Origin of the sequence: Methylibium sp., assembly GCF_035762065.1 — a bacterium.
In the GTDB taxonomy this organism is placed as follows: Bacteria; Pseudomonadota; Gammaproteobacteria; order Burkholderiales; family Burkholderiaceae_C; genus Methylibium.
In genome coordinates this window covers 24,873-51,109 of sequence record NZ_DASTPW010000053.1, presented here as the reverse complement: position 1 = coordinate 51,109, position 26,237 = coordinate 24,873, and the positions used below count along the sequence as shown (strand labels likewise).

General features: G+C 72.7%; 21 protein-coding genes and 1 pseudogene. 16 read left to right on the top strand and 6 right to left on the bottom strand.

Features of this window, described 5'->3' with window-relative positions; genetic code table 11:
• Positions 1 to 7 precede the first annotated feature (7 nt).
• Entirely contained in the window at positions 8 to 2,497 is a 2,490-nt protein-coding gene (locus VFR90_RS16665) for an AsmA family protein (RefSeq protein WP_326407284.1), read from the bottom strand.
• Positions 2,498 to 2,610: 113 nt separating this feature from the next.
• Here VFR90_RS16665 and VFR90_RS16660 point away from each other — a divergent pair, with 113 nt between their 5' ends.
• Entirely contained in the window at positions 2,611 to 3,753 is a 1,143-nt protein-coding gene (locus VFR90_RS16660; protein WP_326407283.1) for an FAD-dependent monooxygenase, read from the top strand.
• 42 nt (positions 3,754 to 3,795) lie between these two features.
• Positions 3,796 to 4,530, top strand: a complete 735-nt coding sequence (locus VFR90_RS16655) for a DsbC family protein (protein WP_326407282.1) — start codon at positions 3,796 to 3,798, stop codon at positions 4,528 to 4,530.
• Between the two features lie 87 nt (positions 4,531 to 4,617).
• Here the strand turns inward: VFR90_RS16655 and VFR90_RS16650 are convergent, their stop codons facing one another.
• Positions 4,618 to 4,926 (bottom strand): hypothetical protein, encoded by a 309-nt coding sequence (locus VFR90_RS16650; RefSeq protein ID WP_326407281.1) that lies wholly within the window; start codon positions 4,924 to 4,926, stop codon positions 4,618 to 4,620.
• A gap of 187 nt (positions 4,927 to 5,113) precedes the next feature.
• Between VFR90_RS16650 and VFR90_RS16645 the strand changes: the two genes are divergently transcribed.
• The 4 genes from VFR90_RS16645 to VFR90_RS16630 are packed head-to-tail and all read left to right on the top strand — an operon-like array spanning position 5,114 to position 9,398.
• Positions 5,114 to 6,952, top strand: coding sequence for a M61 family metallopeptidase (locus tag VFR90_RS16645; protein WP_326407280.1), 1,839 nt, complete (start codon positions 5,114 to 5,116; stop codon positions 6,950 to 6,952).
• Between the two features lie 10 nt (positions 6,953 to 6,962).
• Positions 6,963 to 8,063, top strand: a complete 1,101-nt coding sequence (locus VFR90_RS16640) for a DUF3108 domain-containing protein (RefSeq protein ID WP_326407279.1) — start codon at positions 6,963 to 6,965, stop codon at positions 8,061 to 8,063.
• A 55-nt stretch (positions 8,064 to 8,118) separates the two neighbouring features.
• Complete coding sequence (locus VFR90_RS16635; RefSeq protein WP_326407278.1) at positions 8,119 to 8,907, top strand: enoyl-CoA hydratase; 789 nt, start codon at positions 8,119 to 8,121, stop codon at positions 8,905 to 8,907.
• An 8-nt stretch (positions 8,908 to 8,915) separates the two neighbouring features.
• Positions 8,916 to 9,398 carry a LapA family protein gene (locus tag VFR90_RS16630; RefSeq protein WP_326407277.1) on the top strand — a complete coding sequence of 161 codons (483 nt, stop codon included), beginning with the start codon at positions 8,916 to 8,918 and terminating at the stop codon, positions 9,396 to 9,398.
• 7 nt (positions 9,399 to 9,405) lie between these two features.
• On the opposite strand, the gene VFR90_RS16625 is transcribed toward VFR90_RS16630, so the two are convergent.
• Both VFR90_RS16625 and VFR90_RS16620 read right to left on the bottom strand, forming a co-directional pair.
• On the bottom strand, positions 9,406 to 10,845 hold the full coding sequence (locus tag VFR90_RS16625) for a lipopolysaccharide biosynthesis protein (RefSeq protein ID WP_326407276.1): 1,440 nt from the start codon (positions 10,843 to 10,845) through the stop codon (positions 9,406 to 9,408).
• A gap of 19 nt (positions 10,846 to 10,864) precedes the next feature.
• The gene (locus tag VFR90_RS16620; RefSeq protein ID WP_326407275.1) at positions 10,865 to 11,851 is read right to left on the bottom strand and encodes a glycosyltransferase family 2 protein; all 987 of its coding nucleotides are present in this window, start codon (positions 11,849 to 11,851) and stop codon (positions 10,865 to 10,867) included.
• Between the two features lie 153 nt (positions 11,852 to 12,004).
• Between VFR90_RS16620 and VFR90_RS16615 the strand changes: the two genes are divergently transcribed.
• Positions 12,005 to 13,333 carry an AvrPphF family type III effector gene (locus VFR90_RS16615; protein ID WP_326407274.1) on the top strand — a complete coding sequence of 443 codons (1,329 nt, stop codon included), beginning with the start codon at positions 12,005 to 12,007 and terminating at the stop codon, positions 13,331 to 13,333.
• A gap of 99 nt (positions 13,334 to 13,432) precedes the next feature.
• Here VFR90_RS16615 and lysS read toward each other — a convergent pair whose 3' ends face one another.
• A complete protein-coding gene (gene lysS / locus VFR90_RS16610; protein ID WP_326407273.1) occupies positions 13,433 to 14,944 on the bottom strand; it encodes a lysine--tRNA ligase in 1,512 nt (503 codons plus the stop codon).
• Positions 14,945 to 15,063: 119 nt separating this feature from the next.
• On the opposite strand from lysS, the gene VFR90_RS16605 reads away from it, so the two are divergent.
• The 9 genes and pseudogenes from VFR90_RS16605 (at position 15,064) to VFR90_RS16565 (ending at position 24,123) form a co-directional block, all read left to right on the top strand.
• Entirely contained in the window at positions 15,064 to 16,356 is a 1,293-nt protein-coding gene (locus VFR90_RS16605) for a lipopolysaccharide biosynthesis protein (protein WP_326407272.1), read from the top strand.
• A gap of 12 nt (positions 16,357 to 16,368) precedes the next feature.
• Positions 16,369 to 16,962 (top strand): acyltransferase, encoded by a 594-nt coding sequence (locus VFR90_RS16600; RefSeq protein ID WP_326407271.1) that lies wholly within the window; start codon positions 16,369 to 16,371, stop codon positions 16,960 to 16,962.
• A complete protein-coding gene (locus VFR90_RS16595; protein ID WP_326407270.1) occupies positions 16,959 to 18,182 on the top strand; it encodes a glycosyltransferase in 1,224 nt (407 codons plus the stop codon). The genes VFR90_RS16600 and VFR90_RS16595 overlap by 4 nt, the downstream gene beginning before the upstream one ends.
• The gene (locus VFR90_RS16590; RefSeq protein WP_326407269.1) at positions 18,182 to 19,243 is read left to right on the top strand and encodes a glycosyltransferase family 2 protein; all 1,062 of its coding nucleotides are present in this window, start codon (positions 18,182 to 18,184) and stop codon (positions 19,241 to 19,243) included. The genes VFR90_RS16595 and VFR90_RS16590 overlap by 1 nt, the downstream gene beginning before the upstream one ends.
• 67 nt (positions 19,244 to 19,310) lie before the next feature.
• Positions 19,311 to 20,051, top strand: coding sequence for a methyltransferase domain-containing protein (locus VFR90_RS16585; RefSeq protein WP_326407268.1), 741 nt, complete (start codon positions 19,311 to 19,313; stop codon positions 20,049 to 20,051).
• Positions 20,048 to 21,403: a UDP-glucose dehydrogenase family protein gene (locus tag VFR90_RS16580; protein WP_326407267.1), complete on the top strand. Its 1,356-nt coding sequence runs from the start codon at positions 20,048 to 20,050 to the stop codon at positions 21,401 to 21,403. Before VFR90_RS16585 ends, VFR90_RS16580 begins: the two co-directional genes overlap by 4 nt.
• 42 nt (positions 21,404 to 21,445) lie before the next feature.
• Positions 21,446 to 22,636, top strand: coding sequence for a DegT/DnrJ/EryC1/StrS family aminotransferase (locus tag VFR90_RS16575; RefSeq protein ID WP_326407266.1), 1,191 nt, complete (start codon positions 21,446 to 21,448; stop codon positions 22,634 to 22,636).
• A gap of 56 nt (positions 22,637 to 22,692) precedes the next feature.
• Positions 22,693 to 23,277 (top strand): annotated as a pseudogene (locus tag VFR90_RS16570) (sugar transferase); the annotation flags it as partial.
• A 39-nt stretch (positions 23,278 to 23,316) separates the two neighbouring features.
• Positions 23,317 to 24,123, top strand: a complete 807-nt coding sequence (locus VFR90_RS16565; RefSeq protein ID WP_326407301.1) for a nucleoside-diphosphate sugar epimerase/dehydratase — start codon at positions 23,317 to 23,319, stop codon at positions 24,121 to 24,123.
• Between the two features lie 49 nt (positions 24,124 to 24,172).
• Here VFR90_RS16565 and VFR90_RS16560 read toward each other — a convergent pair whose 3' ends face one another.
• Entirely contained in the window at positions 24,173 to 26,146 is a 1,974-nt protein-coding gene (locus tag VFR90_RS16560) for a polysaccharide biosynthesis protein (protein ID WP_326407265.1), read from the bottom strand.
• Positions 26,147 to 26,237 lie beyond the last annotated feature (91 nt).

The window sequence follows — 26,237 nt, the reverse complement described above, 5'->3', positions numbered from 1 at the left end:
GCGGCGCTCAGCGGCCGAACAGCTTCTTCAGCTCGTCCTTCGCGCGCTGCTTCGCGGCCTCTTCGAGCGGCCTGCCCTCGCCCGGCGCCGACGCACCGCTGGCCGGCGCGTCCGGCGTGCCGAGCAGGCCGCCCAGCCTGTCGTTGACGGCGCCCTTGACCTTGTCGCCGAAGGCGCCGCGCGCGGCGCCGGCAAGCACCTGCGCGCCGACCGCCGACCACTGGACCTTGTAGTCCACCTGCTCGAAGGGCCCGACCAGCTGCACCGGCACCGTCACGCCCTTCAACGCTTCGAGGTCGGCGCCGCCCTGGCCTTCGGGCGTGCCGGTGACGGTGGCGCGCGCGGTGTAGTCGATGCGGCCTTGCACGAGGTCGATCGCGCCCACGCCTCCGACGCGCAGGAAGGGGCTCTTCGCGACCAGGTCCTTGCTGCGCGCGATGCCGCGATCGATGTCGAAGCTGGCGGCGATCTCGGAGAAGTCGGTCTTCTCGTCGGCGCTCGACGCCTGCACCGCGTCCTTGTTCAGCGACACCGCGCCGCGCCATTGACGCAGGGTCTTCGCCAGGTTCACGCCGCGCACCGCGCCGTCGGTCAGCTGCATCGCGGCGCGGCCGCCGAGCGCCTGCTTCAGCGCGAGCACCGAGCCGCCGCGCGTCGCGAGGTCGGCGCTCACGCGGCCGCGGCCTTCGAGCTTGCGGAACTGCGCGACGTCGCCGAGCAGCTGCGCGATGTCCACGCCGTTCGCGTCGAGCTTGACGGCGAGCCGCTGGTCCTTCGGCGCGGCGGCCGCTTCGGCGCGGGCGCTCGCGGTGAAGCTGCCGTTCCAGGCGCGGCCGGCGAGCCGGCTCAGCTCGAGCCTGCCGCCCGCGATGCTCGCATCGAGCGTGGCGTCGGCGATGCGGTAGGGCGGGTAGACGAGCGAGCCGGCGCGCAGCGCGAGCCGGGCGTCGGCGGCCTTCAGCGCCGACAGGTCGACCGGCCGATCGGCGGCTGCGGCCGGCTGCGGCGCGGCGGCGGGCTTCGCTTCGCCGCCGGCCTTCGCCGGCGCGACGAAGCGCGTCAGGTCGAGCGCGTCGAAGCGCGCCTGCGCATCGACGAAGGGCAGCGGGCGGCCGAGATCGGCGCGCAGCTTCGCGTCGAACTTCTGCTCGTTGATGCTGCCGGCGAGCGTCGCGCTCGCGTCCTTCGCGCTCGCCCGCGCCTGGCCGCGCACCACCAGCGCGACCGGCGGGATCGACGGATCGGTGAAGCGCAGCTGCGCCGCCAGGGCATCGATCGCGAGCGCGAACGGCGTCGGCGCGATCGTCAGGTCGGCGCCGAGCTGGCCTTCGACCGCGCGGCCCGCGCTGCTGCCGCCGACGGTGAGCTTGAGCCCCGGCAGCTTGATGCTCTCGAAGCTGCCCGAAGGGGGCTGCGACGCGAACGTCAGCTTCACCGCCTGCGCGCCCTGCAGCGCGGCGGAGCCGGCAAGCGCCGCGCCTTGCAGCCGGTCGCCTTCGACGCCGAGTTGCGGCCAGGCGAGCGTGGCTTCGAAGGGTGCGGCGGCGCCGCGTGAGCCCGCGAGCTTCACGTCGAGCGCATCGAGCTTCAAGGCGCGCTTCGGCGGGTCGAAGCGCAGGCTCTTCACCGCCACGCGGCTGTCTTTCAAGGCGATGCCGAGGCGCTGGCCGGAAAGCGTCAGCGCGAGGCCGTCGGCCGACCACGCGCCGCTCGCACCGTCGTAGCCGAGCGTGCCGGCCAGCCGCGCGTCGAGGGCCTTCACCTCGAAGCCCTGGCCCTTCAACGCAAGCTTCGCGTCGGCCAGTTCGATGCTGGCCGCCGCGCCGGCGGGCAGCCGCAGCCGCAGCCGGGCTTCGAGATCGACGCTCGCGTCGAGCTTCGGCTGCGCGAGCGTGGCCTGCGCCTGCAGCTTGACCGGCGAGCGCGCGCCGTCGGCGAGCCGGCCGGTCTCGAGCCGCGCGACGGCGAAGCGGCCGTCGATGCCGAGGATCGCGTCCTTCACCGTCGCCTGCAGGTCTTCGAGCTGGATGCCGCTCACGTCGAAGCTCGGCGCGCCCGACGCGGGCGCGCTGGCGGCGTCCGTCGTGGCGGCGGGGCCGGGCGCGAGCAGGTCGTCGATGTTGCGCACGCCGTTGGCGTCGCGGCTGTAGACCACGCGCACGCCTTGCGCCGCAACGCGGTCGACCACCAGCTGCTTGCGCAGCAGCGGCAGAAGCCGCACCGACAGCGTCGCCGATCGCAGCGAGGCGAATTCGTCGGCGCGGCGGTGCTCGGAGAGGCTCACGTCCGCGAGGCTCAGGCCCAGGCGCGGGAAGACGCTCAGCGAGATCGGCCCGTCGATCTTCAGCGTGCGCTGCCGGTGCTCGCGCACCCAGTCGATCAGCGTGCCCTTGTAGCGGTTGGCGTCGAAGGTCGCCGCCAGGTAGGTGGCCGCGGCCGCGAACAGCACGACAAGCACGGCCAGGGCGATCAGCAGGCGGCGCAGCCAGAGGGGCATCGTGGGAACCCGGTCGCTGAGGGGCTGGCGATTGTGCCGAGCCGCTCATGCCGCACCGCTGCGCAGGGGAAGCGCAGGCGGCACGGAGCGCCCGCTTCCTAGAATCGACCGCGATGAACCGACGGCCTTCGTTCGATGTGTGCGTGCGCGGCGGCGGGCCGGTGGGCCGCACGCTCGCGCTGGTGCTGGCGCATCGGGGACTGCGCGTCGCGCTCGTGGAACGCGAGCGCGACGCGGCCGCCGAAGACCCGCGCAGCTTCGCCCTCAATGCCGCGTCGATGCGCCTGCTGCGGACGCTGAAGGTGGGGGAGGCGCTGCTGGCGCGCGCCGGCGCGGTGACGCCGGTGGCCGAGATGCGCGTGCAGGGCGACGACGGCGGCACGCTGCGCTTTTCCGCCTGGCAGCAGCGCGTGCGCGAGCTCGCGTCGATCGTCGATGCCCAAGCGCTCGAAGCGGCGCTCGACGACGCGCTGCGCTTCGCGCCGGCGGTCAGCCGCGTGAAGGACGAAGCGCCCGCGGCGCTGGTCGCGCTGTGCGAGGGCCGCGACTCGACGCGGCGCGACGCGCTCGGTGTCGAGATGCCCGGCCACGACTACGGCCAGACGGCCATCGCCGCGCGCCTGGGCTGCGACCGGCCGCACGCCGGCATCGCGTGGCAGTGGTTCCGCGCGCCCGACGTGCTCGCGCTGCTGCCGACCGCCGCGCCGGCGGATGCGGCGGGCGGCTACAGCCTCGTGTGGTCGCTGCCGCGCGCGCGCGCCGAAGCGCTGCTCGCATCGACGCCGGCCGCGTTCGAGCAGGCGCTCGAAGAGGCCACCGGCGCGGCCGCGGGCCGCCTGACGCTGGCGAGCGCGCGCGCTTCGTGGCCCCTGCGCATCGCGACCGCCGAGCGCTGGCACGGCCGGGCGAACGGCCAGGCCTGGCTGCTGCTCGGCGACGCCGCGCACAGCGTGCATCCGCTCGCCGGCCAGGGCCTGAACCTCGGGTTCGCCGACGTGCGCGCGCTCGACGAGGTGCTGGCCGAGCGCGCGCGCGACGAACCCTGGCGCTCGATCGCCGACCCGCGCCTGCTCGAGCGCTACGCGCGCCGCCGCCGCGCCGCGACGGCCGCGATGGGCGGCCTGACCGACGGCCTGCAGCTGCTGTTCGGCCGCGCCGATCCCTGGAGCAGGGAACTGCGCAACCGCGGCCTGGGTCTGGTCGATCGCCTCGCGCCGCTGAAGCGCTGGCTCGGGCAGCGCGCGCTGCAGGGCTGACCACGGCGGCCCGCGCGCCGTCGATCCACACGAAGGACCTCCATGCCCGCCCCAAGACGCCTCGCCCTCGTGGCCACGCTCATCGCCGCGTCCGCCGCCGCGCTCGCCCAGCTGCCGCAGGAGGCCGCGATCCGCAAGGCGCTCGGCGCGCACCTGGCCGGCATGCCGAAGATCGACGAGGTGAACCGGTCGCCGCTGCCCGGGCTGTTCGAGGTGCGCATCGGCAGCGACGTCTTCTACACCGACGCCGAGGGCGGCTACCTCGTGCGCGGCGAGATCATCGACCTGAAGTCGCGTCGCAACCTGACCGAGGAGCGGGTCAACAAGCTGTCGGCGATCGACTTCGCGTCGCTGCCGCTGAAGGACGCGCTGGTCTGGAAGACGGGCAGCGGCGCCCGCAGGATCGCCGTGTTCGCCGATCCGAACTGCGGCTACTGCAAGCGCTTCGAGCGCGAGCTGACGAACGTCAAGGACCTGACGGTCTACACCTTCCTGCTGCCGATCCTGGGCGGCGACTCGCCGCAGAAGTCGGAGGCGATCTGGTGCGCGAAGGACCCGGCCGCCGCCTGGCGCGCCTGGATGGTCGAGGGCACGGCGCCGCCGAAGCTGATCGGTGCCTGCAAGACCTCGCCGGTCGAGCGCAACCTGGAGCTGAGCCGCAAGCACCGTGTCAACGGCACGCCGGCCATCGTCTTCGAGGACGGCACGCGGATCCCGGGGATGCTCAACGCCACCCAGCTGGAAAAGCAGCTGGGCGCGAGCGGCGGCAAGTCCTGAGCGCGCGCCGCGCGTCGAGCCAAGACGAAGGGCCCCTCGCGGGGCCCTTGTTCGCCCGCCCGGGAACGGGCCGGGCGGCTCGCCGGCTTACTTGCGCGAGCGGTTCGCCATGCGCAGCTCGCCGGTCGTCGCGCTGCCGCGCTGCAGCGGCACCGCATAGACCTCCTGGTAGGCGAAGTTCAGCTCGCCGGCGGCCCAGGCGCGGGCCTGCTCGGCCTTGACCGCGGCCCGGCCGGTATCGACCAGGGTCTGCGCGCGGGTCGGCGTCGCGAGCTGCGCCGGCGCCGCCGGGCCCCAGACTTCCCGCGAGGCGTTGTCGAGCTCGGCAGCCTGGGCCGAGACGCCGAAGGCGAAGGCGGCGACCGAGAGCGTGGCGATCTTGAGGAAAGCGTTCATGGCAGTCCTTTCGGAAGTAGTTGTTGCGATGGAAGGAATCTAGACGCCGGATCGCAGTGCATCAATGCGATTCGCGGCAAAGACTCATTGCTTTGGCCGCAACGAAGCCGGGTTCTCCCGGGGCCCGGCCCGCTTCGACACCGACGGCGAGAATCGGCCGGGCCTACAGAAGCAGCGTGCGCCTTCGATGATTCGCTACCGACTCGACGTCGCCGACGTCCATGCCCACCTGTTCCGCGTGACGATCACCGTTGCGCAGCCGGCCGCCGAACAGGTGCTGAGCCTGCCGGTGTGGATCCCCGGCAGCTACCTGGTGCGCGAATTCGCCCGGCACCTCTCGCGCTTCGAGGCCCGCCAGGGCGAGCGGGCGGTCGAATGGCGCCAGCTCGACAAGGCCAGCTGGCAGTTCCAGTGCACCGGCCGCGGCGCCTTGCGGGTCAGCTACGAGGTTTACGCCTTCGACACCTCCGTGCGCGCCGCCTACCTCGACGCGCAGCGCGGCTTCTTCAACGGCACCAGCGTCTTCCTGCGGGTGCACGGGCGCGAGGACGATCCGCACCGCTTCTCGATCGGCGGCCTGCCGCGCGGCTGGCAGGTGGCGACCGCCGCACCTGCGGACGAGGACGGCTGGCTCTGCGCCGACTACCACGAGCTGATCGACCACCCCGTGGAGCTGGGCGCGTTCTGGCGCGGCCGCTTCGTCGCCGCCGGCGTGCCGCACGAGTTCGTCGTCGCCGGTGCCTTGCCCGGCTTCGACAGCGAACGCCTGCTCGCCGACACCCAGAAGATCTGCGAGCAGCAGATCGCCTTCTGGCACGGCAGGCGCAAGCCGCTGGTCAACGTCGAACGCGGCCGCGGCGGCGCGCGCGCGGGCAAGGGCACGCCGCCGTTCGGCCGCTACCTCTTCCTGCTGAACTGCAGCGACGACGGCCACGGCGGCCTCGAGCATCGGGCGAGCACCGCGCTGCTCGCGAGCCGGCGCGACCTGCCGCGGCTGGGCAGCAAGCTCGGCGCGGAGGGCTACGTGGGCCTGCTCGGGCTGATCAGCCACGAGTACTTCCACACCTGGAACGTCAAGCGGCTGAAGCCGCGCGAGTTCACGAGCTTCGACTACACGCGCGAGAACTACACCGAGCTGCTGTGGTTCTTCGAGGGCTTCACCTCGTACTACGACGACCTGATGCTCAGGCGCTGTGGGCTGATCGACGACGCGCGCTACCTGAAGCTGCTGGCCAAGACGGTCAACCAGGTGCTCGGCACGCCGGGGCGCAAGCTGCAAAGCGTCGCCGCCGCCAGCTTCGACGCCTGGGTCAAGTACTACCGGCCCGACGAGAACACGCTCAACGCGACCGTCAGCTACTACAGCAAGGGCGCACTGGTGGCGCTGGCGCTCGATCTGGCCCTGCGCAGCGAACGATCCGGCGGCGAGCCGCCCGGCGCCGGTGCCGACGATGCCCACGGCGCCTCGCTCGACGAAGTGATGCGCCGGCTCTGGAGCCGTGGCGCCGCTTCGGGCGAGGAGGCCGGCGGCGGCGGGCCGATCGGCGAGGCCAGCATCGCCGCGGCGCTGGCCGAGGTCGGCGGCCGCTCGTTCGCGCGCGAGCTGGCGGCCTGGGTGCACGGCACCAGCGAGCTGCCGCTGAAGACGCTGTTCGCGCGCTTCGGCATCGGCTGGGCCGAGGAGCCGGCGACCATCGCCCAGCGGCTCGGCGCGCGGGTCGCCGAAGCCGGCGGCGTGCTGAAGCTGCAATCGGTGCTGCGCGGCGGCGCGGCCGAGTCGGCCGGGCTCGCGGCCGGCGACGAGCTGCTCGCGCTCGACGGCTGGCGCTTGAAGCGGGTCGACGACCTGCCGGCGCTGCGCGCCTTCGAGCGCCCGCTGCCGCTGATCGCCGCGCGCGACGGCCGCGTGCTGCAGCTGACGCTGCCGGCCGCGCAGGCCGCGGGCGGCGTCGCGCTCGCGCTCGAGCCGCAGGCCGACGCGCCGACGCAGGAGCGGCGCGCCCGCTGGCTCGGCGGCGCCGCCTGAGCGGTTCGCGATGCGGCGCGGCGGCCTGCTGTTCGGGTTGCTGATCGCTGCGACGCTGCTCGCGCATCTCGCGGCGCTGTGGCGCATGCGCGACTGGCTCGACGCCGGCTTGCAGGCGAGCCGCGCGCCGCAGCGCATGCAGGCGGCCTTCGTGCGCGAGATCCAGCCGGCCGCCCCGCCCGCGCCCGCGTCGCCGGCGGTGACACCGGCGCCAAAGAAGCCGCCGCCGCGGGCCGCGAAGCCGGCCGAGGCGCCGCCACCACCGGCCTCGGCACCCGAACCGCCGCCGCCGGCACCGCCCGAGACGCTCGCGCAGGCGCCGGCCGAGCCGGCCTCCGCTCCGGGGCCGGCCGCCGCGTCGGAGGCCGCCTCCACCGCTGCGGCGGCCGCCTCGCCGCCCGCCGCGCCGGCCTTCGACTGGCCGCTCGGCACCCGCCTGAGCTACGTCCTCACCGGCTCGATCCGCGGCGAGGTGCACGGCACCGCGCAGGTCGAATGGCTGCGCGAGGGCGCGCGCTACCAGGTCCACCTGGACGTGACGGTCGGCCCGGGCTTCGCGCCGCTGATGCAAAGGCGCATGACCAGCGACGGCACGATCGGCCCCGCCGGCCTCGCACCCGAGCGCTACGACGAGCGCACGCAGATCGCCTTCGGCAGCGCCCGCGAGGCGACGATCCGCTTCGAGCCGGACGCCATCACGCTCGCGAACGGCAAGCGCGTGCCCAGCCTCGCGGGCGCGCAGGATGCCGCGAGCCAGTTCGTGCAGCTGACCTACCTGTTCTCGATCGAGACCGAGCCCCTGCGTGCGGGCCGGCGCTTCGTCGTGCCGCTCGCGCTGCCCAGGCGCTTCGATCCCTGGGTCTACGAGGTGATCGGCGAGGAGCCGCTCGCGACGCCGTTCGGCACGGTCCGCACCTGGCACCTGAAGCCGCAGCGCGAAGGCGATGCGGCCGCGCTCGCGGCGGAGGCGTGGTTCGCGCCCAGCCTGCGCTGGCTGCCGGTGCGCATCGTGATCCGGCAGGGCAAGGACGACCACATCGACCTCCTCGTGGACCGGCTGCCCCAGGAAGCGATCGAGGAACGGGCCCAGGGCGGCGGGTCCGGGCGTTGAGGACCGGGCGTTAGAGTCGACCGCGCCGAAGGCCTCGGCTGAGAAGGAGCAGTGGATGGACGAAGCCTGCGTGCTGTGCACGACCCGCGGCGAGGCGGCGCTCAAGACCGGCTGGATCACGCTGAACCGGCCCAAGGCGCTGAACGCGCTGAACGACGCGCTGATGGACCAGCTCGGCGCCGCGCTCACCGCCTTCGACGCCGACCCTTCGATCGGCTGCATCGTCGTCACCGGCAGCGACAAGGCCTTCGCGGCCGGGGCCGACATCTCGGCGATGGCGCCGCTGGGCTTCGTCGACGTCTACCAGGGCGACTTCATCACCCGCAACTGGGAAACCATCCGCCGCGTGCGCAAGCCGGTGATCGCCGCGGTCGCGGGCTTCGCGCTCGGCGGCGGCTGCGAGCTCGCGATGATGTGCGACTTCATCATCGCCGCCGACAACGCGAAGTTCGGCCAGCCCGAAATCAAGCTCGGGATCATCCCCGGCGCCGGCGGCACGCAGCGGCTGCCGCGTGCGGTCGGCAAGGCCAAGGCGATGGACATGGTGCTGACCTCGCGCTTCATGGACGCCGCCGAGGCCGAGCGTGCCGGGCTGGTCTCGCGCGTCGTCGCCCTCGACCGGCTGCAGGCCGAAGCCCAGGGCGCCGCCGATGCGATCGGCGCGATGGGCCTGTCGGCGATCCTCGCAGCGAAGGAGTGCGTCAACCGCGCCTTCGAAGGGCCGCTGGCCGACGGCGTCGCCTACGAGCGGCGCCTGTTCCATGCGATGTTCGCGACCGCCGACCAGAAGGAGGGCATGGACGCCTTCCTGTCGAAGCGGCCGGCCGTCTTCACCCACCGCTGAACGACGCCATGAACCTCCGTCTCGCGATCGCCTTGCTCGCCGCCTTGCTGTTCACGGTGTTCGTCGCGGTCAACTGGGCCGCGTTCGCCGCGCCGACGACGCTGTCGCTGCTGGTCGCGCAGGTGCAGGCGCCGCTGGGCTTGGTGATGCTGGTGGTGCTCGGCGTCGTCGTGCTCGGCTTCGCGCTCTACCTCGGCTGGTGGCAGGGCCGCGTGCTGCTCGAGACGCGCCGCCACACGAAGGAGCTGCAGAGCCAGCGCGAGCTGGCCGACAAGGCCGAGGCCTCGCGCTTCACCGAGCTGCGCGGGCAGATCGATGCGCGCATCGCCGAACTCGGCGCGCGCCTGAACGAACGCATCGACGCGAGCACGAGCGAGCTGCGCATCGAGGTGCAGCACAGCGCCAACGGCCTGGCCGCCTCGATCGGCGAGCTCGAAGACCGGCTGCAGCGCGGCGAGCGGCCGAACTGGGAGCCCATGCGGCCGGGCTGAGCCCGCCTCAGCGCGGATCGGCCGGGCCGGGCGCGTCGGCCACCGCCGCCGCGGCACGCCGCCGGCCGAGCCGCTCGAACAGCGTGCGCAGCGCGCCCAGCAGCGGCGCGAAGTCGAGCTGGCTGCGCACGAAATCGCGCCCGCTGTCGCGCGACAGCGCGATCGAGCGCGGCAGCACGTAGGCCGTCATCAGCAGGTCGCTGAACAGCAGCGCCGCCGCCACCCCCCACAAGCCGCCGTGCTGCGCCGCCGGCACGCACAGCACGACGGTGGTGACGGTCGCGAACAGGAAGCAGGCCGACAGGCGCAGGTGGTTGTTGGTCGCGTACAGCGTGGTCGAGCTGGTCGACCACAGCGAGCCCAGCAAGCCGCCGACCATCAGCAGCGCCAGCAGCCCGAGGTCCGGCGGGATGCGCCCACCGGTCCACAGGCGCAGGAACCACGGGCTCAGCAGCAGCACCGCCGCCACGATCACCGTGGCCAGCACCAGCGCCAGCTGGCAGTTGAGCCGGTGCAGCGTGCGCATGCGGGCGAAGTCGTCGGCGCCGAAGGCCATCGACAGCTCGCCGGCCACCGCGTTGTTGACGATCTGCACCAGCTGCAAGGCCACGCGCGACAGCGTGCGCGCGGTGCCGAACACGGCCACCGCCGTCGGCCCGAGCGTCCAGCCGATCACGAGCAGCGTGCCTTGGATGTTCAGCGCCACGCCGATCGGAAAGCCGACGAAGCCGAGCGCGGGCCGCACCAGCCGCCGGATCTCGGCACGGCGCGCGTGCTGCCAGCCGAAATCGATCCAGGGCAGGTCGTGGCGCAGCAAGGCGCCGAGCGCGACGGTGAAGAGCACGCTGCTCGCGGTGTAGGCGATCGCGGCGCCGAGCGGCGTGGCGCCGAGCGCGACGGCCGCCATCGTGCTCGCGAAGACGAGCAGCGTCGCCGCGGTCTTGACCACCTGGCCGTAGGCGAAGCGCCCGACGCTCTGGTAGGCCGCGTGGTAGAGCTGCTCCAGCTGGCCGGCCAGCACCGAGACGCCGAGCAGCAGCAGGATCCAGCGGGTGTCGCCCTCGCCGATCAGGCTCAGGCCGAACAGCGCGCGCGCATCGTCGATCCACCACAGCGCCGCGGCCACCAGCGCGCCGACGCCGCCGAGCAGCAGCGCGATCAGCCACCAGCAGCTCTGGAACGAACGCAGCGCGCCGGCACGGTCGCCGCGGGCGACGAGCATCGTCATCTCGTTGACCGCGACGGTCGCGAAGCCGACGTTCGCGAGGCTCAGGTAGATCGGGATCGCGTTGAGCAGCAGCCATTCGCCGTACAGCGGCACGCCCCAGAAGTGCAGCAGCACGGGCACCTGCACCAGCTGGATCAGCACGGTCGAGAGCTTCGACACCCAGCCGGCCGCGAAGCCCAGCACCAGCCGTCGGCGGATCGAACGGTCGAGGGCGGACACGGCGCGGCGCGCTTTCGGCTCAGCGATGCAGCAGCGCGTGCACCGACTGCGCGAGCGGGCGCACGAGGCGCTTCGTCCGCTCGGCCAGCGTGACGGGCCGCTTGATCGTGGCGCCGTCGGCGAACTGCGCGAGCAGCGCCTGCTGACCGGTGCGCCTCGCCCATTCCGCAAGCAGCGGCAGCAGCGACTCGCGCTCGCCCGCCGCGTAGCGCTCGCAGGCGGCGGCCAGGTAGACGACGAAGTTGTGGCGGCTCGCCGCGTCGATCCACGCCAGATCGGCGAGTCCCACCTTGCGCGCCGCCTCCGGCAGCACCTCGTAGAAGATGCGCATCTCGTCGCGCACCCAGGGGCCCAGCCGGGTGCGGAACTTGTCGCCCTCGTGATCGACCCGGTAGCCGCTGACGAGCTCCGGCTCGTAGACGAAGCTGCCCAGCGGCGCGAGCTGCAGCCACAGCGCGCGCTCGACGCAGGACTCCATCGGATGGATCGGGGCGATGCGGTCGTAGGCCGACTTGCGGATCGCGAAGGCCGCGAAGCTGACCTTCGGGCCGTGGCGCTGCGCGAGCACGGTCGCAGGCGCCTCTTCCTCGCGCGGAACGCCGAGCATGAACTGCTTGCGCAGCAGCCGGCCCTCGGCGTCGATCTCCTGCCAGCCGGCGCGCACGACCACCGCGCGTTCGCTCGAGAGCGCGCCGCGCTCGAGCACCTCGCAGAAGTTCGGCAGGGCGATGTCGTCGCTGGACAGCAGCGTGATCCAGTCGCCGCTCTGGCTGGCCAGCGTGTGGCTGTACTGGGTGGTCACGTCGCAGCCGGCCGGCGGCTGCGTGACGCGGATGCGGCTGCCGTAGCCGGCGAGCACGTCGCGGGTGTGGTCGGTGCTGAAGTGATCGGAGACGACGATCTCGTCGGGCGGGCGCCTCTGCGCGAGCAGCGAATCGATGGTGCGGCCGATGTAGGCCGCCTGGTTGAAGGTCGGGATGCCGACGGTGAAGCGCAGTCTGGGCATGGATGAGCGTCCTCGTGCGAAGCCGGCTTGCGACCCCGTCGCAGTTTCGCCGCTTCGTCGGACAGTACCCGCCGACGCCGGCTGCGCTGGGGGCCGACGCGACCCGGCGGACGCACGGGGCTTCGGCTTCGCAATCTGCCGCGCAGCTTCGCCATGCAGCTTTTCCATCGACCTTGCATGCCGAAACTGCCGGCTCGGGAAGTTCCTGGCAGGCTCGGCATGACGCTAAAGAGTTCGTTCGTTTCGCCAGCGGCACGGGGATCGCGCCTGCGCCACGGAGAACGCTCGACCGGAAGCGACCGCCCGTCGGGCCTCCCGGTCGGGACGCGCGACCGCTCGAACGACCTGATCGGGATGCCGACGCCTCGCCAGGGCGTCGTCGCTCGCTCCGACGACGCCCCACGGGCCCTCCCATCGCGAGAGGCGCCCGTCCTTCCGCAACGCGTACCCGTGCGGCCGCCCGTCTTCCAACCTGGCGCGCTGGCGAGCATTCCGGAGGTGGACGAGGAGCGCGGCACCGAGTCGAACGACCGGCGCCCTGCAGTGAAGACGCGAGCCGGTCCTGTGCTCATGCGCGAGGAGGCGCCGCCGCGGCGTGCCCTCGACCGCCGCGACTCGCCTGCAGGCGCGGCCGACGATAGGGATCCGACGCCGACCGAACTCCCGGCGCAGCCCAGGCGCCTGCCTTCGGATGTGTGGCCCACGTTCGATACCGTCGAGGCAAAACCTCAGGTTGCCCCGCGACAAGCGACGCGCATGCCGTCGGACCTGTGGCCTGCGTTCGAAGCGGCCGCTCACCAGAGCGTGCCCGCCCCGCGGGACGCTGGGCCTTCCAGTCGCATCGGCACGGGCCCGACGTCCTCGAGTGCGCAACAAACGCGGTCGGACTCCGCGCCTGCCGCACCGGCCTACGTACTCGCCGATGGCCGAAAGTTCACGTCCGTGAACGCTTTGTCGCCGGAGGACCGTGCTGCGTTCCTGGCGGTGCATGACCCGGTGCAGCAATTCGGCCTGACCGACGACACCTTGCTTTACCGGACCACCGAGAAGCAGTGGGTCAAGGGCTCGCGAATTCGCGGCAATCCCAACTCCTGCGCGCGCATCGCCAACCACCTCGCTGTCGTGGACAACCCGGTGCTCAAGGATCCCGTCACGCTTGCCCAGCTTGGACCGCAGGCGCGTCACGCTGTCTTGACGGACCGAGGGGCACGGTTCCACCCCGTGGACATGAGGGCGACCGATCTGCAGCAACCCACGCTCAACGTCATGGCTGGCCCGAACGGCAAGTCCGGCGCGACCGCCTACGCGCAAGGGCCGGAGTACGTCGTGGTGTCGATGCGGCTGGGTGACCTGCGCAAGGCCGGTGGCGGCGAGGTGTTCCTGGACGTCAGCTCGGTGGCGCGAAGCGACAAGATGCCCGCGTTGATCGTCACGATGCCTGACGAGAAAGCCGTGCCCGTCAAGATCTTGCCCAAGCGCTGATCGACTCGGGCATGCCGAGGCGATCGGCTCGGCGGCCCGCCGGCAGCGACCGAAGATGACCTTGCGCGCCGGCCACGCGGGAGAGGCCGGCCCCAGGCGCTAGCCCTCGTGCCGCAGCGCCGGAAAGAGGATGACGTCGCGGATGTTGGGCGCGTCGGTCAGCAGCATCATCAGCCGGTCGATGCCGATGCCGCAGCCGCCGGTGGGCGGCATGCCGTACTCGAGCGCGCGCACGTAGTCGGCGTCGAAGTACATCGCCTCCTCGTCGCCGGCTTCCTTGTTCTTCGCCTGGGCCTGGAAGCGCGCGGCCTGGTCCTCGGGGTCGTTCAGCTCCGAGAAGCCGTTGCCGAACTCGCGGCCGGTGATGAAGAGCTCGAAGCGCTCGGTGATCGACGGGTCGGCGTCCGACGCGCGCGCGAGCGGCGACACCTCGACCGGGTAGTCGACGATGAACGTCGGCTGCCACAGCTTGGCCTCGACCGCGGCCTCGAACAGCGCGAACTGCAGCTCGGCCAGGCTCCAGCGCGCCGGCGCCTCGACGTTCAGCGCGCCGAGCTTCGCGCGCAGCACCGCGGCATCGCCGGCCTCGGCTTCGCTCAGGCCCGCATGCACCACCAGCGACTGCCGAACCGACAGCCGCGCGAACGGCGCCTCCAGGTCGACCGGCTCGCCGCCGTAGCTCAGCTGCGCCGTGCCCACCGCCTTGCGCGCCGCGTGGCGGATCACGGCCTCGGTGTAGTCCATCACCTCGTGATGGCTCCACCACGCCGCGTAGAACTCCATCATCGTGAACTCGGGGTTGTGGCGAACGCTCACGCCCTCGTTGCGGAAGTTGCGGTTGATCTCGAACACCCGCTCGAAGCCGCCGACGACCAGCCGCTTCAGGTACAGCTCGGGCGCGATGCGCAGGTACATCGCCTGGTCGAGCGCGTTGTGGTGGGTGGTGAAGGGCTTCGCGTTCGCGCCGCCGGGGATCGGGTGGAGCATCGGCGTCTCCACCTCGAGGAAGCCGTGCTCGACCATGAACTGCCGGATCGAGCTGACCGCCTTGCTGCGCGCGCGGAAGCGTTCGCGCGAAGCGTCGTCGACGATCAGATCGACATAGCGCTGCCGGTACTTCAGCTCCTGGTCGGCCATGCCGTGGAACTTGTCGGGCAGCGGGCGCAGGCTCTTGGTCAGCAGCCGGATCGCGGTGACCTTGATCGACAGCTCGCCGGTGCGCGTCTTGAACAGCGTGCCTTCGGCGCCGACGATGTCGCCCAGGTCCCAGTGCTTGAAGTCGGCCAGCGTCTCGGCACCCACCGCATCGGCCGTGACGTAGAGCTGGATGCGGCCCGAGCCGTCCTGCACGGTCGCGAAGCAGGCCTTGCCCATCACGCGCTTCAACATCATCCGCCCGCCGACGCAGGCGACGACCGCCTGCGGCTCGAGCTCCTCGTTCGCCTTGCCCTCGTGCAGCCGGTGCAGGTCAGCCGCGTGATCGCGCGGGCGGAAGTCGTTGGGGAAGGCGACGCCGCCGGCTGCTTTCGCGCGCAGCGCCGCCAGCTTCTCGCGCCGCTCGGCGATCAGCGGGTTCTCGTCGATCGGTGTCGAGGGCGCAACGGCGGTCATGAACGGGGCTTCCTGCTGGCGACGCGAACCCGGCCGGGCGCCGTTTCGCGGAGGCGCGATTCTAGGGAGCCGACCGTCGGGCAAGCGCCGCGGCGAGGCGCTTGGACACAATCGGCCGCTTGAGCCTGCCCCTTTCGAACGACGCTGGTGCCGATGCGCCCGAGCCGCCGGCCGCGGGCTTGCGGTCGCTCTCGCGCGGCGCGGCGGTCAACCTCGCGGCGCGCGTGCTCGCGGTGCTGCTGGGGCTCGCGATCGTCGTGCTGGTCGCACGGCGCGGGCCGCAGGTGCAAGGCGCGTTCGCGCTGTTCGTCGCGGTCGAGGCGGCGCTGCTGACGCTGTGCTCGGGGCTCGGGCTGCTGCTCGCGCGCGAGGTCTCGCATCGGCGCGCGCCGCCGGCGCCGTGGCTCGCGCGCCTGCTCGCTGCGGCGCTCGCGGCAGGCGTGGTCGCGGCGCTCGGGCTGGCGGCCTGGGCCGCGTCGGCCGAAGGCGAGCCCTACCGGCAGCTCGGCCTGCTCGCGCTCGCCGCGCCTTTCCTGCTGCTCGCGCCGACCGCCTCCGGCCTCTGGCTCGGCCAGGGCCGCATGCTCGCGCTGAACCTGCCGCAGGTCGCCGCGCCGGCGCTGGTGCTCGGCGGGTTGCTGCTGGTCGACGCGGGCGCGGCGCTCGCGGTGGTGCTGGTCGTGTGGGTCGCGGCGAAGTCGGTCGTCGGCGTCGCGAGCGCGGGCTTCGCCTGGCGCGACGCGCGGGCCGCACCGCCCGCGGCGGCCGCGCCGCAGCCGGCCGGCGAAAGCGCGCTGCGCTTCGTCGCGACCGTCGCGCTCACCAACTTCATCAGCTTGCTGAACTACCGCGCGACGCTGTTCATCATCGAGCGCGAAGCCGGGCTTGCGTCGGCGGGGGTCTATTCGATCGCGGTGCAGGTGGCCGAGCTGCTGTGGCTGCTGTCGTCGGCGGTGACGATCTCGGCCTACCACCGCATCGGTGCGCAGGGCGAGGCCGCCGCCGCGCGCACCACGCTGGCGGCGGTGCGCATCAACCTCGGCGCGACGCTGCTGGCCGCGCCGCTGCTGTACGGCGCGGCCCGCTGGGCGGTGCCGGCGGTGCTCGGTGCCGACTACGCCGGCGCCCTGCTGCCCTTGATGCTGCTGCTTCCCGGCGTCGCCGCCTACGCGGCGGCGTCCAGCCTGTCGGCCTACTACACCAACCATCGCGGCCGCCCGCAGTGGTCCGCCGCGATCGCCGGCTTGTCGCTCGCGCTGACGCTCGGGATCGCCTGGTTCGCGGTGCCGCGCTTCGGCATCGCCGGCGCGGCGGCGGCGACGTCGATCGGCTACGCGATCGCGATCGCCGTCGGGCTGCGCAGCTTCCTGCGCGCGGCCGGCCTGCGCTGGCGCGCGCTGGTCGCCGCGTGAGAATCCGCCGCGATGCCGAACCTCCGGTCCTTCCTCGCGCGCACATGGGCCCGCGCGCTCGCGCCGCGCATGCGCTACGGCCTGCACAGCGCCGACGGCGTCTGGCGCGCGCACAGCCGCATCGGCAGCCACACGCAACTCGAGGCGCCCGAGAAGCTCGCGATCGGCGATCACGTCTACATCGGCCACTTCAATTTCATCGACGCCTCCGGCGGCCTCGCGATCGGCACCGGCTGCCAGATCACCAACCACTGCTCGGTGCTGACGCATTCGAGCCACCGCGCGCTGCGCCTGGAACGCGAGCGCTACTGGGGCCATGCGGCGCCCGCCGGGCTGCAGAGCGCGCCGGTGGCGATCGGCGAATGGAGCTTCGTCGGCCCGCACTGCGTGATCGCGCCCGGCACGCGCATCGGCCGCGGCGTGGTGGTGCGCGCCTACAGCTTCGTGCGCGGCGAGGTGCCGGACTTCGCGGTGGTCGAGGGGCAGCCGGCGCGTGTCGTCGGCGACGTGCGCGAGCGCGACCGCGCTTGGCTGGAACGCGCGAACGGCATCGATGCCGCGACGCGGGCCGCCTACGACGACTGGGTCGCCGCGGCCCCGCGATGAAGCGCAGCCCCGCCAATCTCGCCGGCGCGGCGACCACGGGCGCCGCCGCCCGGCGCGGCCGCATCCTGATCTGCGCCGACGCGCGCAACGTCCACACCCAGCGCTGGGTGCGCGAGATGGCCGCGCGCGGCTTCGACTGCGTGGTGCTCACCCGGCGCGAAGCGGTCGTGCCTGGCGCGAGCGAGGTCGTCACGATCGCGCCCGGCGGCGGCCTCGCCGGCTGGTTCACCGGCCTCGCGCAGGTGCGGCGTCATGCGAAGCGGCTCGCGCCGCAGTGGGTGCACGGCCACTACGTCACCGGCTACGGCTTGTGGGCCGCGGCCAGCGGGCTCGCGCCCGAGGTGCCGATCGTGCTGACGGCCTGGGGCTCGGATCTGCTCGTCACGCCGCGCGAAGCCGGCTGGCGCGGCGCGGCGATGTCGGCGCTGGTGAACTGGAGCTTGGCGCGCGCGGCGCTGGTGACGGCCGATGCGCAGGTGCTGCTGGACGAAGCTCGCAGGCGTGCGGGCGGGGACGAAGCCCGCAGGCGTGCCGGCGGCGACGCCGCCCGCCGCCGAGGCGCCGTGCCGCGCTTCGAGGAGATCGTCTTCGGCGCCGACACCGAGCGCTTCCGGCCGGCCGGCCCGGCGAGCCCGGTGGCCGGCTTCGAGATCGCCAGCCTGCGCGCCTGGGAGCCGCACTACCGCATCGACACCGTGCTGCGCGCCTTCGCGACGCTGCGCCGCGAGCGGCCGCAAGCCGGCGCGGTGCTGCACCTGATGGGCGGCGGCTCGCAGGAAGCCGCGCTGAAGGCGCTGGCCGCGCAGCTCGGCCTGGGCGAATCGGCGCGCTTCCTCGGCGCGGTGGGCGACGCTTCGATGATCTCGATGCTGCAGCGCTCGCGGGTGTCGGTCAGCGTGCCCGAGAGCGACGCGACCTCGGTCGCGCTGCTCGAGAGCATGGCTTGCGGCCTGCCGGTGGTCGCCAGCGACCTGCCGGCGAACCGCCAGTGGCTCGACGCGACCAGCGGGCTGCTGGTGCGCGCCGGCGACGAGCACGCGCTCGCGCAGGCGCTGATCCGGCTGCACGACGACGATGCGTTGGCCAAGGCGCAGGGCAAGCGCAACCGCGAGCTCGTCGTGCGCCTCGGCTCGCGGCGCCTGCAGATGGACCGGATGGCGACCTTGTACGAATCGCTGCGCCTGCACGCGCCGCGCCCCGCGGCGAGGCCGGCGGCGTGATGGAGGCGCGCGTCACCCGGATCAGCGTCATCGTGCCTTGCCGCAACGAGGCGGCGCACGTCGACGCCTTCTGCGAGGCGGTCGCGGCGCAGCGCCTGCCGGCAGGCATCGGGCTCGAGGTGCTGATCGCCGACGGCGAAAGCGACGACGGCACCCGCGCGAAGCTGGACGCGCGCGCAGCGGCCGATGCGCGCTTCGTCGTGATCGACAACCCCGGGCGCATCGTCTCGACCGGCCTCAATGCCTGCATCGCGCGCGCGCGCGGCGAAGTGATCGCCCGGATGGACGTGCACACGACCTACGCCGACGACTACCTCGCGGCCTGCCTCGCGGCGCTGCAGGCCAGCGGGGCTGCGAACGTCGGCGGGCCGTGGCGCGCCGAAGGCGAAGGCGCGATGGAGCGCGCGATCGCCGCGGCCTTCCAGAGCCGCTGGGTCGCCGGCGGCGCGCGCTCGCGCGACCTGGCCTACGAAGGCCCGGTCGACACCGTCTACCTGGGCTGCTGGCCGCGCGGCGTGTTCGCGCGCCACGGCGGCTTCGACGAGACGCTCGTGCGCAACCAGGACGACGAACACAACCTGCGCCTCGTGAAGGCCGGCGAGCTGGTCTGGCAGACGCCGTCGGCGCGCTCGAGCTACCGCCCGCGCGCGAGCCTCGGCCGGCTGTTCGAGCAGCAGCGCCAGTACGGCGCCTGGAAGCCGGCGGTCTGGGCCAAGCACCGCCGGGCCGGATCGTGGCGGCCGTTCGCGCCGGGGGCGCTGGTCGGCGCGCTGGCCGTGCTCGGCCTCGCGACCGCCTCGAGCCCCTGGCTCCCGCTCGAAACGGCGGCCTGGGTGCAGCTCGCCTTCGGCCTGCTGCTGGGCAGCTACGCGCTGTACCTGATCGCCGCGACCGCGGTGATCGCCCGCACGCTGCCCCGCCCGCGCGGAGAGGTCGCGGGCGACCTGCCGGCGGTGATCGCGACGATGCAGCTCGGCTACGGCATCGGCCTGTGGCAGGGCGTGCCCGGCCTGCTGCGCGCTCGCCGAGGCGCGCCGGCCGATGCGAGGCTCAGCCGGTGAGCGGCCAAGCTCGCCGGAGCGCGAGTTCCCCGTCGGGGGGGCCGGCCGCAGCCTGTTGGGAGCGGCCATGAGCGGCGACGCTGCGCCCGACGAAGCCGCGGCCATCGCGGCCCGTTACGCCGCGCGCGACGCGGACGTCGACGCGCGCCGCTACAGCCTGTTCGACGCCGCCGCGCTGCAGGCGCACCAGGAGCGCCAGCGCGCGATGCTGGACCTGTGGCGGCAGCACGGCTGGCACGACCTGGCCGGGCGCGATCTGCTCGAAGTGGGCTGCGGCGCCGGCGGCAACCTGCTCGACCTGCTGCGGCTCGGCGCCGAGCCGGTGCGCGTCGCCGGCATCGAACTGCTGCCCGAGCGCGCCGACGCCGCGCGTGCCCGGCTCCCCGCCGCGGTGCACATCGCATGCGCCGATGCCAGCCGGCAGGGCATCGCGCCCGCAAGCGTCGACGCGGTGCTCGCCTTCACCGTGTTCAGCTCGGTCCTCGACGACGCGGCGCGTCACGCGCTCGCCGCGGCCGTCTGGCAGGGTGTGCGCTGCGGCGGCGGCGTGCTTGTCTACGACTTCGCCGTGGACAATCCGGCGAATCCCTCGGTACGGGCGCTGCGGCACGCGCAGTTGCTCGCGTTGTTCCCGCAGGCCGCCGCCGTCCGCGGGCGCCGGCTGACGCTCGCACCGCCCGTCGCGCGCCGGCTGGCACGTCTTTCGCCCCGGCTGCTCGCTCCGTTGTCCGGCCTGCTGCCGCCGCTGCACACGCACCGGCTGTGGTGGCTCACCAAGTCATTCGAGAACCAAGGAACGCACTTATGAAGATCACCGTGATCGGCACCGGCTACGTCGGCCTCGTCACCGGCGCCTGCCTCGCCGAGATGGGCAACCACGTCGTCTGCCTCGACGTGGACGCGAAAAAGATCGAGACGCTCAACGCCGGCGGCATGCCGATCTACGAGCCGGGGCTGGACGACATCGTCGAGCGCAACGCCAAGGCCGGGCGGCTGGCTTTCACCACCGACGTCGACCGCGCGGTGGCGCACGGCACGCTGCAGTTCATCGCGGTCGGCACGCCCCCCGACGAGGACGGCTCGGCGGACCTGCAGTACGTGCTGGCCGCGGCACGCGCGATCGGCGAGCGCATGACCGACTACAAGGTCGTGATCGACAAGAGCACCGTGCCGGTCGGCACCGCGGCGCAGGTGGAGAAGGTGGTGGCCGAGGCGCTCGCCCGGCGCGGCGTGAAGCTCGACTTCGCGGTCGTCAGCAACCCGGAATTCCTGAAGGAAGGCGCGGCGGTCAACGACTTCATGCGGCCCGACCGCGTGGTGATCGGGGCCGACGACGAGCGCGCGATCCTGCTGATGCGCGCGCTCTACGCGCCCTACGTGCGCAACCGCGACCGCGTGCTGCTGATGGACATCAAGAGCGCGGAGCTCGCGAAGTACGCGGCCAACGCGATGCTCGCGACGCGCATCAGCTTCATGAACGAACTGGCGCGCGTCGCCGAGGCGCTGGGCGCCGACATCGAGCAGGTGCGCCTGGGGATCGGCAGCGACCCGCGCATCGGCACGCAATTCCTCTACGCCGGCATCGGCTACGGCGGCGCCTGCTTCCCGAAGGACGTGAAAGCGCTGGTCAAGTCGGCCGGCGAGGTGGGGCAGGAGCCCTTGCTCCTGAAGGCCGTCGAGGCGGTCAACCAGCGGCAGAAGAAGCTGCTCGGCGAAAAGATCCTCGCGCGCTACGGCGGCGACCTGAAGGGCAAGCGCTTCGCCGTCTGGGGACTGGCCTTCAAGCCCGGCACCGACGACATGCGCGAGGCGCCGAGCCTCGTGCTGATCGACACGCTCACCGCCGCCGGCGCGCGCGTGTGCGCCTACGACCCGGTGGCGATCGACGAAGCCAAGCGGCAGCGGCCCGACCATCCGGCGCTTGAATACGCGACGAACGCCACCGCGGCGCTCGAAGGCGCCGATGCGCTGATCGTCGTCACCGAATGGAAGGAATTCCGCAGCCCCGACTTCGACGCGATCCGCACCCGGCTGCGCGAGCCGCTGGTGTTCGACGGTCGCAACGTGTTCGACCCGGCGTTGATGAAGACGCTAGGGATTGAATATCACGGCATTGGCCGCGGTACTTCGGATCCGCATGGCATGGGCCGTGCAACGTGAGAGCCGCACAGCCGCGGTCGTGACATCCAGGAGGAGCCCATCGTGACGCACCCCAGCGACCGCCCCAGCTTCCTGCCCTTCGCGCAGCCCGACATCGGCGAAGACGAAATCGCCGAAGTCGTCGACACGCTGCGCTCGGGCTGGATCACCACCGGCATGAAGGCCAAGCGCTTCGAGCAGGACTTCGCGGCCTACCTGGAGCCGGCGGGCGCGGGCGCCGCGCCGCTCGAGGCCATCGCGGTGAACTCGGCGACGGCCGGCCTGCACCTCGCGCTCGAGGCGGTTGGCGTCGGCGCGGGCGACGAGGTCATCACGACGACGCACACCTTCACCGCGACCGCCGAGGTCGTGCGCTACCTCGGCGCGGACGTGGTGCTGGTCGACATCGACCCGGCGACGATGACGCTCGACCCCGACGCCGTCGAGGCCGCGATCACGGCCCGCACCAAGGCGATCGTGCCGGTGCACTTCGGCGGGCTGGCCGCGCCGATGGGGCGGCTGCTCGACATCGCCGCGCGCCGCAAGCTGCACGTGATCGAGGACGCGGCCCACGCGCTGCCCACCTCCTTCGGCGGCCGGGCGATCGGCACGCTGGCGAGCGACGCCGCGGTCTTCAGTTTCTACGCCAACAAGAACATCACGACCGGCGAAGGCGGCATGCTCGTGACGCGCGACGCCGAGCTGGCGCACCGCGCGAAGGTGATGCGTCTGCACGGCATCAGCCGCGACGCCTTCGACCGCTTCACCGCGAAGACGCCGAGCTGGTACTACGAGGTCGTCGCCCCGGGCTACAAGTACAACCTGACCGACATCGCCGCGGCGATCGGCCTGCACCAGCTCAAGCGCGCCGACGCCTTCCAGCAGCGCCGTGCGGCGATCGCCGCGCGCTACCACGCCGCCTTCGCCGACCTGCCGCTCGTGCTGCCGGCCGACGCGCCGGCCGGCGACGTGCATGCCTGGCATCTCTACGTGGCGCGCCTGGCCGACGACGCGAAGCTCGAGCGCGACGCCTTCGTCGAGCATCTCTTCCAGCGCGGCATCGGCGTCAGCGTCCACTACATCCCGCTGCACCTGCAGCCCTACTGGCGCGAGCGCTACCGGCTGCGGCCCGAGCAGTTCCCGCAGAGCCAGCGCGCCTACGAGCGGATGGTGAGCCTGCCCGTCTACCCGAAGATGGGCGAGGCCGACATCGAGCGGGTCGTCGAGGCGGTGCGGTCGGCGTTCGGCGCCTGATCGCATCGACGGGCGACGCGGCACCCGGCGTTCTCGACGCGCGGCACAAGGCCTTCATGCGAAAGCGCGCGGTGGACCTGCTGCTCGCGGGCACGGGCTTGCTCTTGCTGGCGCCGGCCTTGTTCCTGATCGCGCTCGCGGTGAAGCTCGATTCGCCCGGGCCGGTGTTCTTCCGGCAGGAGCGCGTGGGCCGCGGCGGCGCGCGCTTCCGGATGTTCAAGTTCCGCACGATGGTCGCCGACGCCGAGACGCGCGGGCCGCTGATCACCGTGGCCGGCGACTTGCGCATCACCCGCGTCGGGCGCGTGCTGCGCCGGCACAAGCTCGACGAGCTGCCGCAGCTGATCGACGTGCTGCGCGGCACGATGAGCCTGGTGGGCCCGCGTCCGGAGGTGCCGCACTACGTCGATCGCTGGCCTGCGGCGTTGCGCGAGCGGGTGCTGAGTGCACGGCCCGGCCTCACCGACCTGGCCTCGCTGCGCTTCGCCGACGAGGCGGAGTGGCTCTCGCGCGCGGAGCACCCGGAGCGCCACTACATCGAAGTGATCGCCCCCGAAAAGCTGCGCGTCGCGGCCGACTACCTCGACCGCGCGACGCTCGCGTCCGACCTGCGGCTGGTCGGCGTCACGCTGCGGACGGTGTTCGTGCCGCCGCTTCCCTTCCGAAAGGCCCGCACCATCATGAACCACCCCCGCTTGTGGAGGCGCGTGGCCGGCGCGCTGGAGGCCGCGCATGCGCGCCGCGGCCTGGTCGCCAACGCGGTCGACGCGCTGCTGGTGCTGGGCTGCTGGCACCTGACCTATCTGTTCCGCATGGGCTTCGAACGCTGGCAGCCGGCGCGGCCGAGTTACGACGACGCGGTGTCGGTCGGCGTGGTGCTGGTCTACCTCGCCGCGCTCGCGGCGATGGGCGCGCGGCGCTCGCTGTGGCAGTTCTTCGCCTTCGACGACTTCCGGCGGCTCGCGCTGGCCTGCCTGAGCGCCGGCGTGATCGGCGCCGCAGCGATCCTGCTCGCGAAGCTGGAGGCGGTGCCGCGCGCGGTGCTGGTGCTGCACCCGCTGTTCAGCCTGCTCGCGCTCGGCATGGCGCGCATGGTGTTCCGCCTGCTGTGGGAGCACGCGCACGCGATGCTCGGCGAGTCCGGCGGCGAACATCGCTACGCGGTCGTGCTCGGTGCCGGCGAAGTCGGCCGGCGCGTGCTGGCCGGGCTGCATCAACGGCACGGCTGGCACGTGATCGCCATGTTCGACGACCGCGAGGAGCTGCAGGGCATCCGCATCGCCGGCGTGCCGGTGGCCGGGCCGATCGCGGGGATCGAACGTCCCGAAGCCATCGACGGCGCGACGCACGTGATCGTCGCCCTGGCCGACGCCGACCGCGCAGCCCGCGAGCGCGCGATGGCGCTGGCCAAACGCACCGGGCTGGTCGTGCTCGCGGTGCCGGGGGCGGACGAGCTGCGGGTGGTGGAGGGCGCCGCGGCGGCTTGACGGCCGGCGCAGCGGCGCACCGATCGTCGCGATCGGTCGAGCTTGCGGATCAGCCGCCCGAGGGCTCGCGCAGCACCGCCAGCGGCATCGGCCGCGAGACGACCGGCGCGTGCTCGGGCCTGGTGTACTCGGGCACGAGGTTGCGCACCTGGCGCATCACCGCATCGTCGCCTTGGTCGTGGTCCTGCTTCTCGCAGGCGGCGCGCAGCGAGCCCAGCATCTTCTCCAGGAGCAGCGGCTCGATGTGGCGTTCGCGCGCCCGCATGATCCGCGGGTGGTCGCTGGGCTGGACGTTGTCGCCGATCAGCAGCTCCTCGAACAGCTTCTCGCCGGGGCGCAGGCCCACGTAGCGGATCGCGATGTCGCCGTCGGGCTGCCCTTCGTGGCACTCGGTCAGCCCCATCAGATGCAGCATCGTGCGGGCCAGGTCGGCGATGCGCACCGGCTCGCCCATGTCGAGCACGAAGACCTCGCCGCCCTGCGCCATCGCACCGGCCTGGATGACGAGCTGCGCGGCCTCCGGGATCAGCATGAAGTAGCGAATGATGTCCGGGTGCGTGATCGTGATCGGCCCGCCGGCCTTGATCTGCCGCTTGAACAGCGGCACGACGGAGCCCGACGAGCCCAGCACGTTGCCGAAGCGGACCATCGAATAGACGGTCGACGACGGCGCGCCGGCGGCGCCGGTCGAGGCGGCGGCGCCCTGGAACACCAGCTCCGCGATGCGCTTGGACGCGCCCATCACGTTGGTCGGGCGCACCGCCTTGTCGGTGGAGATCAGCACGCAGGTCTCGACGCGGCTGTCGCGCGCCGCGCGCGCCACCGCCTGCGTGCCGAAGACGTTGTTCATCACGCCCTGGCGCACGTTGGCCTCGACGATCGGCACGTGCTTGTAGGCGGCGGCGTGGTAGACCGTCTGCACGCCGTGCTCCTGCATCACCGAGCGCAGCAGTGCCTCGTTGAGCACCGAGCCGAGCACGGCGAGCAGCTCGACCGCGGAGCCAGCCTCGTCGCTCGCGTGGCGCAGCTCCTGCTCGATGGTGTAGAGCGCGAATTCCGAGTGATCGAACAGCACCAGCTTGGCCGGCTGCTGCGAAAGGATCTGGCGGCACAGCTCGCTGCCGATGGAGCCGCCGGCGCCGGTGACCATCACGGACTTCCCGCGCAGGTTGCGCGCGAACAGCTGCGGATCGCAGGGCACCGGCTCGCGGCCGAGCAGGTCGGACTCGTTGATCTCGCGGATGTCGGCCAAGGACACCTCGCCGTCGACCAGCTCGGTCAATGAAGGCAGCGCCTTGACCGGCACGCCCAGGCGCTCCAGCGGCTCGATCAGCTGCCGGCGCTGCGCGCCCGACGCCGACGGGATCGCGACGACGATCTGATCGACGCGGTGCCGGTCCACCAGATGCTGCAGCTTGCTGGGCGGCTGCACCCGCAGCCCGGCGACGATGCGGCCTTGCAGCGCGGGGGCGTCGTCGATGAAGCAGACGGGCTCGTAGTCGGAGCTGATCGACATGGTGCGCGCGAGCTGCACGCCCGCCTCGCCGGCGCCGTAGATCAGCGTCTTGCGGCGCGGCCCATGGCGGCGCTTGATCGTTGCCTCGATCACCGCGCGCGCGAGCAGGCGCGAGACGATCACGTAGGTGAGCGCGACGAACCAGTAGATGACGAGCGCCGACGACAGCGCTTCGGTCTCGGGGAAGGCGTCGCTCGCCAGGTACATCAGCACTGCAGCGCCCACCAGCGTCATGCAGGTCTTGGCGACCGAGCCGCGGTCGATGAAGCGCACGACGGTGCGGTAGAGGTCGGCGAGGGCAAGCAGGGCGAGCGTGAACAGGCCGGCGAGCGCGTACATCCACAACGGGATCGCAACGGCCTGCGTGATGCCGCCGGGGCCGAGCGCCACTGCCACGAAGGCGCACAGGGGCAGCGCGACCAAGTCGATGGACAAGGTCAGCCAGAGCTTGGCCCAGGGGGACCAGCGCACCAGATGCCGACTGACATGGCGCAACGCGGGGATCATGGTTGTCCTCTCCCGGGCCGAGAGTGCCCGTGCATCGCATGCAGCGCCTCGGAGCCGGTGTGCCAGCCTCCATCTCCGGGCGACGGCAGTT

Bases quoted from the DNA above. Each gene is read 5' to 3' on its own strand.
- VFR90_RS16665 (WP_326407284.1), bottom strand. From the start codon at position 2,497: ATGCCCCTCTGGCTGCGCCGCCTGCTGATCGCCCTGGCCGTGCTTGTC.
- VFR90_RS16660 (WP_326407283.1), top strand. From the start codon at position 2,611: ATGAACCGACGGCCTTCGTTCGATGTGTGCGTGCGCGGCGGCGGGCCG.
- VFR90_RS16655 (WP_326407282.1), top strand. From the start codon at position 3,796: ATGCCCGCCCCAAGACGCCTCGCCCTCGTGGCCACGCTCATCGCCGCG.
- VFR90_RS16650 (WP_326407281.1), bottom strand. From the start codon at position 4,926: ATGAACGCTTTCCTCAAGATCGCCACGCTCTCGGTCGCCGCCTTCGCC.
- VFR90_RS16645 (WP_326407280.1), top strand. From the start codon at position 5,114: ATGATTCGCTACCGACTCGACGTCGCCGACGTCCATGCCCACCTGTTC.
- VFR90_RS16640 (WP_326407279.1), top strand. From the start codon at position 6,963: ATGCGGCGCGGCGGCCTGCTGTTCGGGTTGCTGATCGCTGCGACGCTG.
- VFR90_RS16635 (WP_326407278.1), top strand. From the start codon at position 8,119: ATGGACGAAGCCTGCGTGCTGTGCACGACCCGCGGCGAGGCGGCGCTC.
- VFR90_RS16630 (WP_326407277.1), top strand. From the start codon at position 8,916: ATGAACCTCCGTCTCGCGATCGCCTTGCTCGCCGCCTTGCTGTTCACG.
- VFR90_RS16620 (WP_326407275.1), bottom strand. From the start codon at position 11,851: ATGCCCAGACTGCGCTTCACCGTCGGCATCCCGACCTTCAACCAGGCG.
- VFR90_RS16615 (WP_326407274.1), top strand. From the start codon at position 12,005: ATGCAGCTTTTCCATCGACCTTGCATGCCGAAACTGCCGGCTCGGGAA.
- lysS (WP_326407273.1), bottom strand. From the start codon at position 14,944: ATGACCGCCGTTGCGCCCTCGACACCGATCGACGAGAACCCGCTGATC.
- VFR90_RS16600 (WP_326407271.1), top strand. From the start codon at position 16,369: ATGCCGAACCTCCGGTCCTTCCTCGCGCGCACATGGGCCCGCGCGCTC.
- VFR90_RS16595 (WP_326407270.1), top strand. From the start codon at position 16,959: ATGAAGCGCAGCCCCGCCAATCTCGCCGGCGCGGCGACCACGGGCGCC.
- VFR90_RS16590 (WP_326407269.1), top strand. From the start codon at position 18,182: ATGGAGGCGCGCGTCACCCGGATCAGCGTCATCGTGCCTTGCCGCAAC.
- VFR90_RS16585 (WP_326407268.1), top strand. From the start codon at position 19,311: ATGAGCGGCGACGCTGCGCCCGACGAAGCCGCGGCCATCGCGGCCCGT.
- VFR90_RS16580 (WP_326407267.1), top strand. From the start codon at position 20,048: ATGAAGATCACCGTGATCGGCACCGGCTACGTCGGCCTCGTCACCGGC.
- VFR90_RS16565 (WP_326407301.1), top strand. From the start codon at position 23,317: ATGAACCACCCCCGCTTGTGGAGGCGCGTGGCCGGCGCGCTGGAGGCC.
- VFR90_RS16560 (WP_326407265.1), bottom strand. From the start codon at position 26,146: ATGATCCCCGCGTTGCGCCATGTCAGTCGGCATCTGGTGCGCTGGTCC.